At 49.1% G+C, this 11,979-nt stretch carries 20 protein-coding genes; all 20 read right to left on the reverse strand.

Annotated features, from left to right (window positions below; genetic code table 11):
- Positions 1 to 86 precede the first annotated feature (86 nt).
- A complete protein-coding gene (locus ACRCZA_RS05695) occupies positions 87 to 467 on the reverse strand; it encodes a hypothetical protein (RefSeq protein ID WP_438673498.1) in 381 nt (126 codons plus the stop codon).
- A gap of 108 nt (positions 468 to 575) precedes the next feature.
- Positions 576 to 815: a hypothetical protein gene (locus ACRCZA_RS05700; protein WP_438673499.1), complete on the reverse strand. Its 240-nt coding sequence runs from the start codon at positions 813 to 815 to the stop codon at positions 576 to 578.
- 23 nt (positions 816 to 838) lie between these two features.
- Entirely contained in the window at positions 839 to 1,606 is a 768-nt protein-coding gene (locus tag ACRCZA_RS05705; protein WP_438673500.1) for a phage baseplate assembly protein V, read from the reverse strand.
- Positions 1,593 to 2,576 carry a hypothetical protein gene (locus ACRCZA_RS05710; protein WP_438673501.1) on the reverse strand — a complete coding sequence of 328 codons (984 nt, stop codon included), beginning with the start codon at positions 2,574 to 2,576 and terminating at the stop codon, positions 1,593 to 1,595. The genes ACRCZA_RS05705 and ACRCZA_RS05710 overlap by 14 nt, the downstream gene beginning before the upstream one ends.
- Before the next feature lie 2 nt (positions 2,577 to 2,578).
- The gene (locus ACRCZA_RS05715; protein ID WP_438673502.1) at positions 2,579 to 3,331 is read right to left on the reverse strand and encodes a hypothetical protein; all 753 of its coding nucleotides are present in this window, start codon (positions 3,329 to 3,331) and stop codon (positions 2,579 to 2,581) included.
- A complete protein-coding gene (locus tag ACRCZA_RS05720; RefSeq protein WP_438673503.1) occupies positions 3,324 to 3,893 on the reverse strand; it encodes a hypothetical protein in 570 nt (189 codons plus the stop codon). Before ACRCZA_RS05720 ends, ACRCZA_RS05715 begins: the two co-directional genes overlap by 8 nt.
- A 4-nt stretch (positions 3,894 to 3,897) precedes the next feature.
- Positions 3,898 to 5,106, reverse strand: coding sequence for a hypothetical protein (locus ACRCZA_RS05725; RefSeq protein ID WP_438673504.1), 1,209 nt, complete (start codon positions 5,104 to 5,106; stop codon positions 3,898 to 3,900).
- Positions 5,107 to 5,424 carry a hypothetical protein gene (locus ACRCZA_RS05730; RefSeq protein ID WP_438673505.1) on the reverse strand — a complete coding sequence of 106 codons (318 nt, stop codon included), beginning with the start codon at positions 5,422 to 5,424 and terminating at the stop codon, positions 5,107 to 5,109.
- Positions 5,421 to 6,047: a hypothetical protein gene (locus ACRCZA_RS05735; protein ID WP_438673506.1), complete on the reverse strand. Its 627-nt coding sequence runs from the start codon at positions 6,045 to 6,047 to the stop codon at positions 5,421 to 5,423. The genes ACRCZA_RS05730 and ACRCZA_RS05735 overlap by 4 nt, the downstream gene beginning before the upstream one ends.
- A gap of 233 nt (positions 6,048 to 6,280) precedes the next feature.
- Complete coding sequence (locus tag ACRCZA_RS05740) at positions 6,281 to 6,994, reverse strand: hypothetical protein (RefSeq protein WP_438673507.1); 714 nt, start codon at positions 6,992 to 6,994, stop codon at positions 6,281 to 6,283.
- Between the two features lie 3 nt (positions 6,995 to 6,997).
- Positions 6,998 to 7,156, reverse strand: a complete 159-nt coding sequence (locus ACRCZA_RS05745) for an AbrB/MazE/SpoVT family DNA-binding domain-containing protein (RefSeq protein WP_438673508.1) — start codon at positions 7,154 to 7,156, stop codon at positions 6,998 to 7,000.
- 120 nt (positions 7,157 to 7,276) lie between these two features.
- Positions 7,277 to 7,891: a tyrosine-type recombinase/integrase gene (locus tag ACRCZA_RS05750; RefSeq protein WP_438673509.1), complete on the reverse strand. Its 615-nt coding sequence runs from the start codon at positions 7,889 to 7,891 to the stop codon at positions 7,277 to 7,279.
- 1 nt (position 7,892) lies between these two features.
- Complete coding sequence (locus ACRCZA_RS05755) at positions 7,893 to 8,177, reverse strand: helix-turn-helix domain-containing protein (protein WP_438673510.1); 285 nt, start codon at positions 8,175 to 8,177, stop codon at positions 7,893 to 7,895.
- The gene (locus ACRCZA_RS05760; protein WP_438673511.1) at positions 8,161 to 8,664 is read right to left on the reverse strand and encodes a hypothetical protein; all 504 of its coding nucleotides are present in this window, start codon (positions 8,662 to 8,664) and stop codon (positions 8,161 to 8,163) included. Before ACRCZA_RS05760 ends, ACRCZA_RS05755 begins: the two co-directional genes overlap by 17 nt.
- The gene (locus ACRCZA_RS05765) at positions 8,661 to 9,122 is read right to left on the reverse strand and encodes a DUF4262 domain-containing protein (protein WP_438673512.1); all 462 of its coding nucleotides are present in this window, start codon (positions 9,120 to 9,122) and stop codon (positions 8,661 to 8,663) included. The genes ACRCZA_RS05760 and ACRCZA_RS05765 overlap by 4 nt, the downstream gene beginning before the upstream one ends.
- Positions 9,123 to 9,124: 2 nt before the next feature.
- A complete protein-coding gene (locus ACRCZA_RS05770; protein WP_438673513.1) occupies positions 9,125 to 9,622 on the reverse strand; it encodes a hypothetical protein in 498 nt (165 codons plus the stop codon).
- Complete coding sequence (locus ACRCZA_RS05775; RefSeq protein ID WP_438673514.1) at positions 9,619 to 9,837, reverse strand: hypothetical protein; 219 nt, start codon at positions 9,835 to 9,837, stop codon at positions 9,619 to 9,621. Before ACRCZA_RS05775 ends, ACRCZA_RS05770 begins: the two co-directional genes overlap by 4 nt.
- Before the next feature lie 55 nt (positions 9,838 to 9,892).
- Positions 9,893 to 10,333: a hypothetical protein gene (locus ACRCZA_RS05780; RefSeq protein WP_438673515.1), complete on the reverse strand. Its 441-nt coding sequence runs from the start codon at positions 10,331 to 10,333 to the stop codon at positions 9,893 to 9,895.
- Between the two features lie 50 nt (positions 10,334 to 10,383).
- Positions 10,384 to 11,280 carry a hypothetical protein gene (locus ACRCZA_RS05785; RefSeq protein ID WP_438673516.1) on the reverse strand — a complete coding sequence of 299 codons (897 nt, stop codon included), beginning with the start codon at positions 11,278 to 11,280 and terminating at the stop codon, positions 10,384 to 10,386.
- A gap of 3 nt (positions 11,281 to 11,283) precedes the next feature.
- Positions 11,284 to 11,685: a hypothetical protein gene (locus tag ACRCZA_RS05790; protein WP_438673517.1), complete on the reverse strand. Its 402-nt coding sequence runs from the start codon at positions 11,683 to 11,685 to the stop codon at positions 11,284 to 11,286.
- Between the last annotated feature and the right edge of the window lie 294 nt (positions 11,686 to 11,979).

Consider the following 11,979-nt stretch of genomic DNA (forward strand, 5'->3'; position numbering starts at 1 on the left):
TTGCCATGCGTGCCACCTGTTTTAATACCTTGGGCGGCAAGCTCAGCCATGATCCCCGATTCTATAGCGCCTTTGCTTAAGGCCATTTAAGCGCCTGCTAGCGTTGTTGTCTTGTCGCTATACGCTTCCGCTGGTGGAACGGGCGGCATATCGCAATCATCAAAGAGGTCGATGTTATATTTCACTCGATGCGCTCCGGTAAAACGAAATGAGCCTACCGCCTCGATCTCCGCATCAGGTACTAACATCACCTCCATTACATCATTATCTTTAATGTCACGGCCTGCTAGTTGGCCTTTAGGTGCGCCCATATCGGGATGCCAGCCGTTGCCGTTTGGATACATGAATTTCAGGACTTCGCCGGAATACAGCTTGATATGATAAACGTCTTTAAAGCGCCAGCCGTTGTATTCAAACCAGATGCCTTGTTGTGCGGGATGATGATTAAAGCCTGTGCCTGCTATCATTTAGCCTCTTTCTTGTTATGACGCCAAGCGCTTGTTTAGAGCTTGATAACACCCTATAAAGCGCTTAGTTAGTGGTTGCTAAGCGCTTATAAACTACTATCAAAGCGCTTAATTAACAATGTTTCGCTCCCTGAAAACCTTATCAGTACAGTGATATACGTCACTTTCATTTAAATAAACAATCCAATCATTCACGGCTACAGGCTCGTAATGGCAAAACCACAGGTCTTTATGTCCTTCAACGCGCAATATCGAGCGCGTTTCTACAGCGGTAGGAACAATCTCAGCGGCGCTTTTAATTTGATATGCGCGGCGGATAATCGGCTTGCTTTGGTATTCGTTAAACATGGCATGTCCTTAAGATGAACGGCCTATTTGCCAGCGGTACAGGAACTAGAGCCGTCGCCGTGGGGCGAGCCTGTCCAATGGCAGATATGCGCGGTTGTGACGATAGGCGCACCACCATTTAAGGCAATCTTGGGCGCGTCTATCGTGCATTTGCTGGCGGCCGTGATCTTCACGTCGGCCTGTTGTGATTCAATCAATATTTGCTGTTTGGCCGTGGCAGTGATCTTAAGCTTGGCCTCGATAAGCTTGTTTTGTTCCGTGCTATCGAAACTGTCTAATTCACTGTGCAACACTATCTGTCCGTCTTGAGTGATCTCGATAGCTGTGCCAGTGGGTTTGTGTGTCGCCCTAAGCGCACCAGCGGCGGTTCTTTCAACCATAAAATTAAACTGAGTAGATACCCTATCTTTGTGATATTGCGCGGCCGCTGGCTTTGGCTGCGCGTCCGTGCGTTTATGTTCATAGCTTTGATCTCCTGCAAAGGATTCGTGGGGTAGGTTTGGCACGCCTTGGGGCGCATAGTGGCAAGCGCCAACGATGATCGGGTAACGGCTATCGCCACGGTCAAAACTGCACCATACAAAATCCCCGACTTGCACCGGACTAAAATCACCGTCATTAGTGCGTGCGCCCACAGACAGTAAATACTCAGCCCACGGCAGATCCGAGGCTGGCAAGGTATCCCACAGCCCCAGCACGCGCACCTGTGCTAATAGCAGTTTGTCGGGGTGGTCTACGCTGGTGATCTCACAGCGCCACATGCCCAACAACAAATGATTAGTTTCGTCCATCTTCCACGCCTCCCAGCTCTACAACGCTGATAAATTTCATGCCTTGCTGATAGTGCCTAACGCCGACTATGAGCTGATCTTTATCTACCGACTCATCGAGTAATTGTTCTTGTGTCATCCGGTGGATCTCAAGCTCTACCGATTGAAACGGCTCAAAGTCGCCATTCCCCGCCATAGTGCAATTGAGCACATTTGCCACAAACACATTGCCTAGCTTTAGTTGCGGCTCCGGCACGTTAGGGCAGTAGGTTAGCGGCGCGTTAGTGGCGTCGCTTTTTAGTAAGCCTTTGGTAATGCTCCACCCGAACCGTGCGCGGATCGTCGAGTCAACTTGCGCGGTCTTGGCGTAGTGTTTGTCATAGCTTTGGATTAGCGGGTTATCTGAGTTATTGCGCAAAAACTCGAACCGATAGCCCTCTTTCCCTTTCATCTTCGGGGTGAGCTTTTTCATGTAAAGCGTGCCACGACATAACCACATGGCCGCGCCGTAATCGGTACACATTTGCAGTAACATTTTTGCGATAGTTGAGCCGGAATTGACGTGATAAGTGCGCTTAAGCTCAAAGCGGTCTACTTCAAGCTTTAAGCCTGAAAACACCTTACTGAGTATCTGTTGAGGCGTTTTATCACTGAAAAATAGCGGCTTGGGTTCGGCTTGCTTAATCCTGAAAATATCCGCTTGCAGCGCTTCTATATGCAGCTTGCCGCCTTCGCTCCACGTTGAGCCAATAACGAATTTATCTTTAAACAGCGCTTGGCCTCGTGCATCCACATCGCCTAGCGCTAGCTCTATCTCTACGCCGTCGGCAATCTCCATTTCATCCTGAAAAGCTTTGTCCCTATCAATCAGCACTAACATTAACTTAGGACAGGTCATATTCAGGCGCTCGATATACGTTATGCTCGATACTGAGTGCGTGCCCACGTCCTGATCTTTAATCTTCATTGACTGCAAAAACAAATCGGCCATGGCTACAGCTCCAATTCACTGTATAGGCGTTTGCCTTCTTGGATCTCATAGCTCACCGTGGACGTATTCACGATGCGCGCTTGATAGAGCTGTGTTTGCACTTCTACGCTCAAATCGTAGGCCAACAGCCGATCCTCTGTAGACGGTAGGGAAATGTCACCGCTAGCAAAGTCTTGAGCGGGGGACGTGATCAGGCGGTTATCAAGCTTGAGTCCCAGCAAATCGGTGGTGAACGTATGCGAGCGGCCTTTAGTGGCAAAGCCGCAAAATATCCCCGCCGCCAGCTTGTTAAGGGACACTTGATCCCATGCCAGCATATACACTTGATAGGTCACGGTTACGGGGATCTCGTCAACCTCAGCCACTTCTAGGCCGTTTTCATCAACGATATTGGCATAGCTCTTAATGACCTTGTGATCGCCTGCTAGCCCCATCGTCAAGCCCTGTACTCGATGAAAGTAGACCACAGGCAGGGCGGCTTTATTTTCGCGATCCGAGTCCGGCTTAACCAGCTTGGCGCGCAGCCTGTTTAAAAAGGCTTTAGGCTCTACTTCTGTGCTTACCAATACCTTGGCATTGGACGGCTTAGCCGTGAACTTAGCAAACGGCTCATGGCGGGGATGCGTGCTTGCTTCTCTTAATCCGTGAACCACGGCCACCAGCGCATTACCGAAAGCTATATCCGCATCTACAAGGTCGCTGATAAACAGCTCGCCCGTTTCAACGCGCTTTTTAATCGGGACAATATCAATCACTTTCTGACTCCGCTTGCGCCTGTTCGTCGTATTTGTCTGCTAGCGACGCAATAGACAATTCAGGATCTTTGCTTAATTGGATCTGGTCACTGTCACCACAAGGGATGCAGGTATGCAGCAAGCCGATCACTGGCTCCCCATACGCCTGAGACTTAATAACGTACCAGCGTTGCGGTTGCAGCTCTCCATTAGCAAGGGTGGCGTTAAACTCAATGGCCGAACCCTCCGGCACATCGGGCACAGATAGGCGCACTTGGATAGCGTTAGATTCACCGTAGCCCGTTGAGTTTTCACCGTCCCACGACGCAAAAAACGCATCATCAGCGTTAGCGCCTGTTGAGTCGATAGCGCACACAATTTCAGGATCAAGGTAAACAATGTCGTTAACCTTCGCGTCCATATCACCAAACAGCGCCCCAGCGTCGGCATTTACCGCTTGCTCTGTTGCACGGTACAGCAACACGTCATAGCGATCAGGGTGAATCGTTACCAGCCTGTGCCAGTCCTCACGCTGTTGATCTGTAAGTGCGGTATGACCGCTAGCCTTGGGTTTTAATTGCATGGCCTTACTCATTTAAGATTTTGTTTAACGTCGCTACAGGGACATTTTTCTGTTTAGAAAACGCCTCGATAGCCTTAGTCCTTGACGCGCCCATCAAAACAGCGCCATCAATAAAGCTGTTTAGGTTCACCTTTAGCGCGTCCTTTGCCTGCCGTGCTAGCCGCTCATTTTCAGCCTTTAACACCCTGTTTTCATCGGTCGCTTTGCTGGTGGCTTTCCGTGCGCGCAATAGTTGCTCTCTGAGCTTTTTATTTTCTTCCGGCTTTTCGCGTAGCTTCTTAGCAAGGGCAGACGTGCGTTTAAGGTATTTTTGGTACTCAGCGCGCGCCTTTTCCTGATTAACGGTCAGCTTGCGATTGCGTTTAAGCAGCTCCCGATCGCTATCGGTATAAGTGGCAGTGGCTCTGTAATCATCGTTAAATCCGACGGCCTTAGCCTGTATCTCCATTTGATGCGCTAACTTGGCTTGCCAAGTCGGACTTTGCAGCATGGTAAATACCTTGATCACATGCTTACACGATACGCCCGTTAGCTCTGGATTTCGGATTTTGGGGAAGGCCATTTCTTTAGGTGGGGATAGCTGGTAATTCCCCAGCGTCGCAATATAGCGATACCAATACTGGTGACGGCCACAAGAGCAATCAAAGGACACTTCACCCGCGCACGCTGCTTTAACGGCTTTCTTGTAGCCTTCCTTCGTCGCGCCTGCCGCTCTCATGCAGTCATGCCAGTTTTCAAGCCGGAACTTTACTCTGTGCTCATCGTGCTTAGAGCGGCTTGAGGCCACCACACGGAACAACATGATATTGCCGTTTTTAATCTGTGACGGCCGCGCACTGACAATACCGGAGCCGTCCGTAACTTGGTTGTTTGCGCGCTTAATGTCGATGGCACGGCTTCGAGCGATCAGCTCTCGATAGTTAATGCCAACACGATTGCCACGGCGTTTTTTATATTTCTTGTTGAGCTGATCAAAGCGCTTTAAATCGGCGGCCGTGAATTGCTCACCATTGGCCTTTTTGCCAAGCCTTACTAAGTCCTGAGTTGAGCGACGGTTAAGCGCGTGCGGCGTGAGCGTGCGCTTAGCTTTGCGCCTGTTCTCGTTCTGCTCCTTGGCTATCTTGGCGTGAACTTTTAGGAACTGCGTTTCACTTAGCGCTTTAGTCTCATAAACGCCTTGCTCATTTTTGGTGGGCTTGAATGGCTTAACCAATTACAGCCCTCCACCAGCGGCATAGTGTCTTATGCGCTCTCGCACATAAACCAGATCGGGAAAGGTTAGCGTTGTGGCAACGGGTAGGGGATATTCGTCATCTTCTACGCCACAGATAAGCATGGCTATCCAACGCGCTTCAAGGTTGCCATAAACACGGTAAGCCACCAGATCGGGACGATAAAGCTCATCAGCCTTGATCTCATACTCAATATGCTTAGGACTTCTGGTTGCGACGTAGGTCAGAATGTCGCGATACAGCAACGCTCTGATAATATCGTCCTCGATATTCATGTCAGATATACGCGCTAACTTCACAGGATATACCTTTTAGATTCGGTGTTATTTGACTCTTTCGGCGCGGTGCCTGCCTCCAAGCCTTCAAATGGATTGCGCTTGGTACTTGCTCCCGTGGTTAGCGCATTAAAGAAGCGCGCTAAATAGCCTTGGTGGTAAGGCGTTTGACACATGGCCGCATAGATAGATAACAGCAATACACGGCTACCGTCTTTGAGCTTGTCCCAGTCGATTTGATAGGCCACACGGCCAGAGTCATTTTGAATAACGTTATAGAGTGAGCCAGTAATCGCGAACTGCGATTCTGTGCCAGCAGGGTAGGTAATGCCGCCCATAGCGCTTAACGAGGTGTAGCGTTCCATTGCCTCAACGACAACGGGGCGGTTTTTTTCGCTCTTATCGTCTAAGCGTATGCAGGTTCCGACAGCACCAAACAGCCCCGTTGGATCTTCAATGACCAAATGCGCGCCGTATTTTTCGGCCTTCTGGCGAATGCTTTCTAGTTCAGCCTGCAAAGCGACCGCATGAATTGGCAAAGCCGTAACCGAGGCGATATGCAGCGCGGTTGTGGTGAATGTCCCCATGATCATTAGCGGTTCCCGCTTCGCATTGAGCGTTACCGCAATTACACGAATATCTGACATTTGCGCCCCACCAGCATTATTGAAATGCCACAAGGCTAACACCTAAGCGTTGTTCGGATTTTAAAAGAGGGGGTTTTACAGAAAAGCGCTAAGCAGCGTCAAAGTTGCAATTAACGCGCCATGGCTCTATCATTCGAGGCGCTCAAACCTTTGGTTGGGGGTGAGCAAAAATCCAAGACCCTTTTCTTGGTTAAACGAGCCGCTAATCACAGTTAGCGGCTTTTTTACGCCCGTTAAAAAATCGGGTTTTTGTGCCCCAAGCCTTGCCAGCGGCTATATTTGCGCTGATTAATCACGTTGATTGCTCTGAAATTCTCAACGACGCTCATTGAGGGTATGACTATCTCGTACTCTGATTTGACGTTCAAATAGGCCACTATGTCGGCCTTTCTTATTTTTGAATGGGCAATGATGCGATTGCCGTAGCGCTTGGAATGATCCGACGCAACAACCTTGCTAAGCGTCCAGCTTAACCCAGCGCGGCCATAGCGCTGATCGTAGCCCCTGAAAATATCGACTTCTTCCGGTAGCTGGTGGAGGTGTTCGCGCTCTTGGTCACACATAAACTCATGCGTGCAAAGTTTGGCGATATTGAAGAACAGCTCCCAGTGTACGCGCTCTTGGTAGATGTTAGGCTGGAATAGCCACGCTTGGCGCGCTAACGCCCACGCTTGCTGTAAGCTGATCATGCCCTCAGACACTAAATCAACGATTAGTTTTATGCGCCGTGCTGGTGTGACTATTTCAACGGCTTTTTTATAATGACCGGAGGTCATGGCTAAGTTAAACGCTTTAATGCGACTGAGTAACAGCGATTGCATTAGAGGCAGGTCATCGGCAATGATGCCGTCATAGACGCCTAGAAAATGACAGACCTTATATCCGCTTGGTGTTTCCTTGAGATAATCGGTTACAACAAATTCACTTTCACTTAGCTGGTGTGTCATCCGTTAAGCCTCTTTGATTTTTTCGATAACCAATCGGCCTTTAACGTATGTAATTTTTACCGTATCGCCTTGCTTAACGCCTAGCGCAAACAGCTCATTGGCTCTTATTACCAATGCCGAGCTATTCCCCACCTTCAATAGTTTGCCTGTTCTCTCGTTCATCCGTCGCCCTTAAGCTTCTATTGTTCGGACAAGGATATAACAACAGTGCTAACAATTCCACGGTTAGCACTGGTTAGAATTACAGTATTAGCAGATTTTTTGAGCTAGGTTTGATTAATTTTAAAACTTGATTTTCGCGGCGAGCTTTTGGCTTTCATCGACAAAGCCTGACAGGTATTTATCCGTTATCGCTATCGAGCTGTGCCCCAGCGCGTCCCGTACTTGGTGAATGGCCGCGCCATTGTTCACCAGCATCAACGCGTAGGACTTTCTAAAGCTATGACTTGATAACGGGTAGGTAAGGCGCTGTTTCACGGCCACCGCCTTTAACACTCGGTTTATGTATTGGATTGTGTATGGCTTGCCTGCAACCTTTGACGACTCAAATAGCAGCACGCCGCGCGGCTCTAGGTTCATCACGTCCTCAATAACAGCCTTGCATTGTTCGGTAAGGTAAACGGTGATCTTGCTGGCTTCCTTGGCCGCCGTTTGCTTGGCTCCATTGGCTAGGCGTATGTGATACGGCTTTTGCTGAACTAGCTCAAACTGATCGCGGATAACCCCGTTAATCATCACATCACGTTTTTTTATCTGCCCAACGTCGCTATAACGCAGGCCAGATAACGCCGAAAACTCAAGCATTAGCGCAATGATGGGATTAACCTCATCAATCATTTGCAGCAAGCGCCTAACCTCTTTAGGCGTGCGCGGTGGCAAGCTTCGACTCCCAGCCATGCTAAGTCCTCGCCTTCAATCCAAACGTTTCAATATACGCCTGAAAACCATGCTTTTCGAGGTAGCACAACAGCATTGCATCAGCATGATTAATCGTCGGAACGCGCCCATGCTCCCAAGCGCGAATGCGCGCCACATTGCTATTAAGCAGCTTAGCTAACACCCCTTGGCTTATATCAAGCTTTTGGCGGATCTTAATGACTCTAGCCGCATCTATCTTGCCTACAGTGTCCACGTTTCGCAGTACCACCCGATCCTCGACACCATTACTACGCAATACTTTCATTTTTCGCCCTTAATTCAGTTAGCTTTTTCAACATGTCGAATTGAAACATCCGACGATATTTAATGTTAATCCTGAGATCGTGCATATTAATTATTCGGGGCTTAGTGCCGCCGAATATGCGCAATGACTCTGCCACATACTCATCTATGGGGATCTCAATAAGCTTGTAATATTCAAAGCCACCTATCCCACCTTCAAGGCTTTGGTACGTCGGATCACAATAGGAACCATCAACGAGCTTTATCCAAGCGTGCTCAATTGCCAGCCCAAAGCATTCAGAGTACGCCGCGCCAAATACCACCGCATCAGCGCCTATCATTTCCCCAATCACGATAGCGTTGCGATAGCAGCCCCGCTCTACCACGCTATCGCTGACATACTCGAACGTGTCAGGATCGAGGTTATCGACTTCGACCCTGACAAGGCTTTGAGGATTGAACGCGCCCAAAAGCAAAGCTTGCTCCACCTCAAACGCTAGGGCGCTCATTCGGCGCGCTCCACTAGGTTTTGAGGATTGTTAATCATGCAATAGCCGCTTTCATGGGGAAGGCGGCCATGCGCATCAGACCAAATCAGTTGCACATAGGAACACGGTTGCCTGTCGCGATAAAAGTCATCACCAAAGCTATAAACACTCTCAGCCTGTGAGCACAAATGCTTTGCCGAATCCTCAGCCAGTTCGACCACGTTAACGCGAATAGGCGTCCCGTTAAGCGTTTCTCCCAACGTCATTTCGCCAATGGAATAACCCTCATCCATCCAAAGCTCATGCAGCTCCCAAATCAAATGGCGCGCTTTCACATCCACGCAATCCGTGACAATGATGTCAGGAAAATGGTTTAAGCAGCCGCCCACCGTATGCCAGATAACCGCCTCTTTTATATCAGCGTTGTAAATCTGCAAGCCGTAGCCAAACACCCGATTTACCTCTTTGCGAATATCCATGTTCAATCCCTCCGAGTGAGCTGATCAACCAGTTCACTTAATTCAAATAGTTTATTTGCCATGCTAAGCACATCGTAAGCGCCAGCAGAAGCATCCTTGTTTCTGAAAACATAGGTATGAGTGCGGAACGCCTTCACAGCGGCGCAAGCGGCATCATGAATACCGCTTAACACATCAACATCCGCGACGCTTAGCTGTAGCGACAGGGCGGCGATTCTATTTTTATTGCTGATAACCGCACCGCCCAACGTGGTTAGTTCGCTTTCATCCATCAGTAACGTTTTACCGCGCTGCTTAAAGGTCAAGGCGCACGCAAACAGCCCGATTAACGCCGCATTGCTACAGGCGGCCTTGTGCGCTGCCAAGTCCAGCGCTACAAGCTTATTTTCAATCAGTTCCTTGTTGCTGACCGCCAAGGTTAAGGCGGTCGCATAGTCTGAAATGGCATAGCCTGTTTTATCAATTAGGCTTCTTATCCGCACCTTGGCTTGCTTATTCATAGCGCCTCACACGCAGCATTCATCATGCGCAAAGCCGCAGCGCACTCGTTTGAGTGGATCAGATAAAATTGGCGCGTATCACCTGCCCAGCCGCCGATATGCACATCACCCAAATAGTAGTGATCCGATTCGTCGCAGTTCTCGACATAAAACTGACGCAAGTTCGACTCGCACCACCCGAAAAATTCGCTTAACTCAGCTTGTGTTGTGTCCATAAAAGCCCCCTTTGGCTCAAATGATGCGCCCGATATGGGGCGCTGGTTGGTTGGTTTATTTAAACATCCGCAAAGCGGCGGCGCAGTCTTTCGAGTCGATTAGATAGTATTTGCGTTCGCCACTATCCCACCCACCGATATACACATCATGAATATTGTAATGCTCGGAATCACCAAATTGCTCAACGCAAAACAGGAGCAAGTTAGCGGCGCACCACTCGAACAATTCCTTTAGCTCGGCTTGCGTCTTACTGAGAAGATCGGCTTTTGGCTTTAGCATCTGTGAAGATATGGCAAACATTCGCAAAGCCTCCGCGCTTTCGCCTGAATCATTTACACGAAAGAACTCTGTTTCTATGTCCTTATCGCCTATATGCACGCCGCCTTTGCCAATATAGTAATCCTCATAACTTCCGCATGGTTCAACGTGAAACCAGAGCAAGCTTTCCTCGCACCACTCGAAAAATGCTCTTAACTCAGCTTGTGTTGTGTCCATAAAACCCCCTTTGGCTCAAATAATGCGCCCCGATATGGGGCGCTGGTTGGTTATTGAAACATTCTTCTGTAGGCGGCCAGCGTAGGCATAACGCACACTTGATAAATGCACATGCCAGCCTTGCCGTCTTTATCGCGCCTCACTTCGAGCGCGTAGTCATTGACGTTGTAGATCAGTTCCTCTCTTGGCTCCCCAAGGCTTAACCAGTGATCCGCTCTGACCGTCGCATACACAGAAAGCGCGTCACGCTCCCCAGCAAAAGCTTGAATCCAGCTCTTAACCGTCGCGCCTTGGTAAAGCAGCGCGCAATGCACCTGTTCTTTTAAAGCCGCCTCAAGCTTGGCCGCCTTCGAGTTGGAATTATTCAGCGCCTTAGCCTTGCGCTCTGCCTGTGCCAGCGCCTTAGCTTTACGCTCCGCATCCTTGACCGCCTTTGCTTGCGCCTTGGCTTCGCGCACTTCACGCGCTTCAACGTCCAGATCCACCGCTACAGGCGCGACCGCTTTCCAATCCGCAATAGCCTTCTCAGCAACCACTATCATTGACTGAATGCCCACATGATAAAGCTCCCAAAGGTTCGCGAATCTCACTCTTAAGTTAGCTATTTCAAGGCGCATTTGGCTACCGTCAACATAAGAGAAAGACGGATCAGCTTTCATCTGTTGATATGCCTCATTTTTATTTTTTAAGGTCGCCTCGACTGACTCAATGCGAGTCGGCAGGCTTTCGCGGAAGCGGCGCAGTCCTTCAATGTAATCCGCGAGGAACGCAGGGGCGGCGCTATGGCCGTAGTGGACATTGTTAGCGCCGCCACAAGTGCCATCGAAATAACCCCATTCCACGGTATAGCCATGGTTAACCAACGTTTCACCGTCTTTCTTAAGTGCGTGCAAGCGACCACAAACACAGCACACACCTCTTAACTGAATCCGTTTTTCAGCGCTCATGGCTCACTCCCCCTCACACTTGATAACAAAGCGACAATCTTCACATAGATCGTGATAGCAATCCGCCACATAACCGCGCATATCACCCAGCCTTTCAGCGCAAATCATGTCGGCATCAGCAGGGAAAAGGCCGCTTAATACATGACCTTCAATTTCTTTACTGATCTCGTTGCACTTGGCTTTTAAATTTTTAACTTTGGTCTTTAATGCCTTGATAGGCTTCGCGCTCCATTCAGCTACACCAAGATCATTTTCCGCTTTCAATTTTTGCGTTGAGGCCGCTAACTCAGCCTTCCAAAGCCTGACAAACAGCGCTTTTGCTTCCTTGGTCATATCGCCAGTTTCGCGCATTTGATAGTTTTTTGTGTCCATCCTAACCGCCTTATCTATGTACGTTTTCACCACTGTTGATAATATACCCTTGCAGGATGGATTTTAGCAAGCACTTTAAAAGCGCTTAACTAGCCGTTTTTAAGCGCTTAATTAGCGGTTATCAAGCACATATCAAGCGCTTAATAAGCTACACAATACACCTGAACCATTCGCGAATATCCGCATAAACAGGCGCGCTATCCGTGACGCTGGCGGCCTCGATAGGCTCAACTAACTGAACAAATGCCGTACCGATTGAAAATTGTGTCATCACCTTATGAGGAACGTCCGGCGTTTTACAAAACTCTACCGAGTCCATCGACGCGA

Source organism: Shewanella sp. (assembly GCF_051658185.1).
Classification (GTDB): domain Bacteria; phylum Pseudomonadota; class Gammaproteobacteria; order Enterobacterales; family Shewanellaceae; genus Shewanella.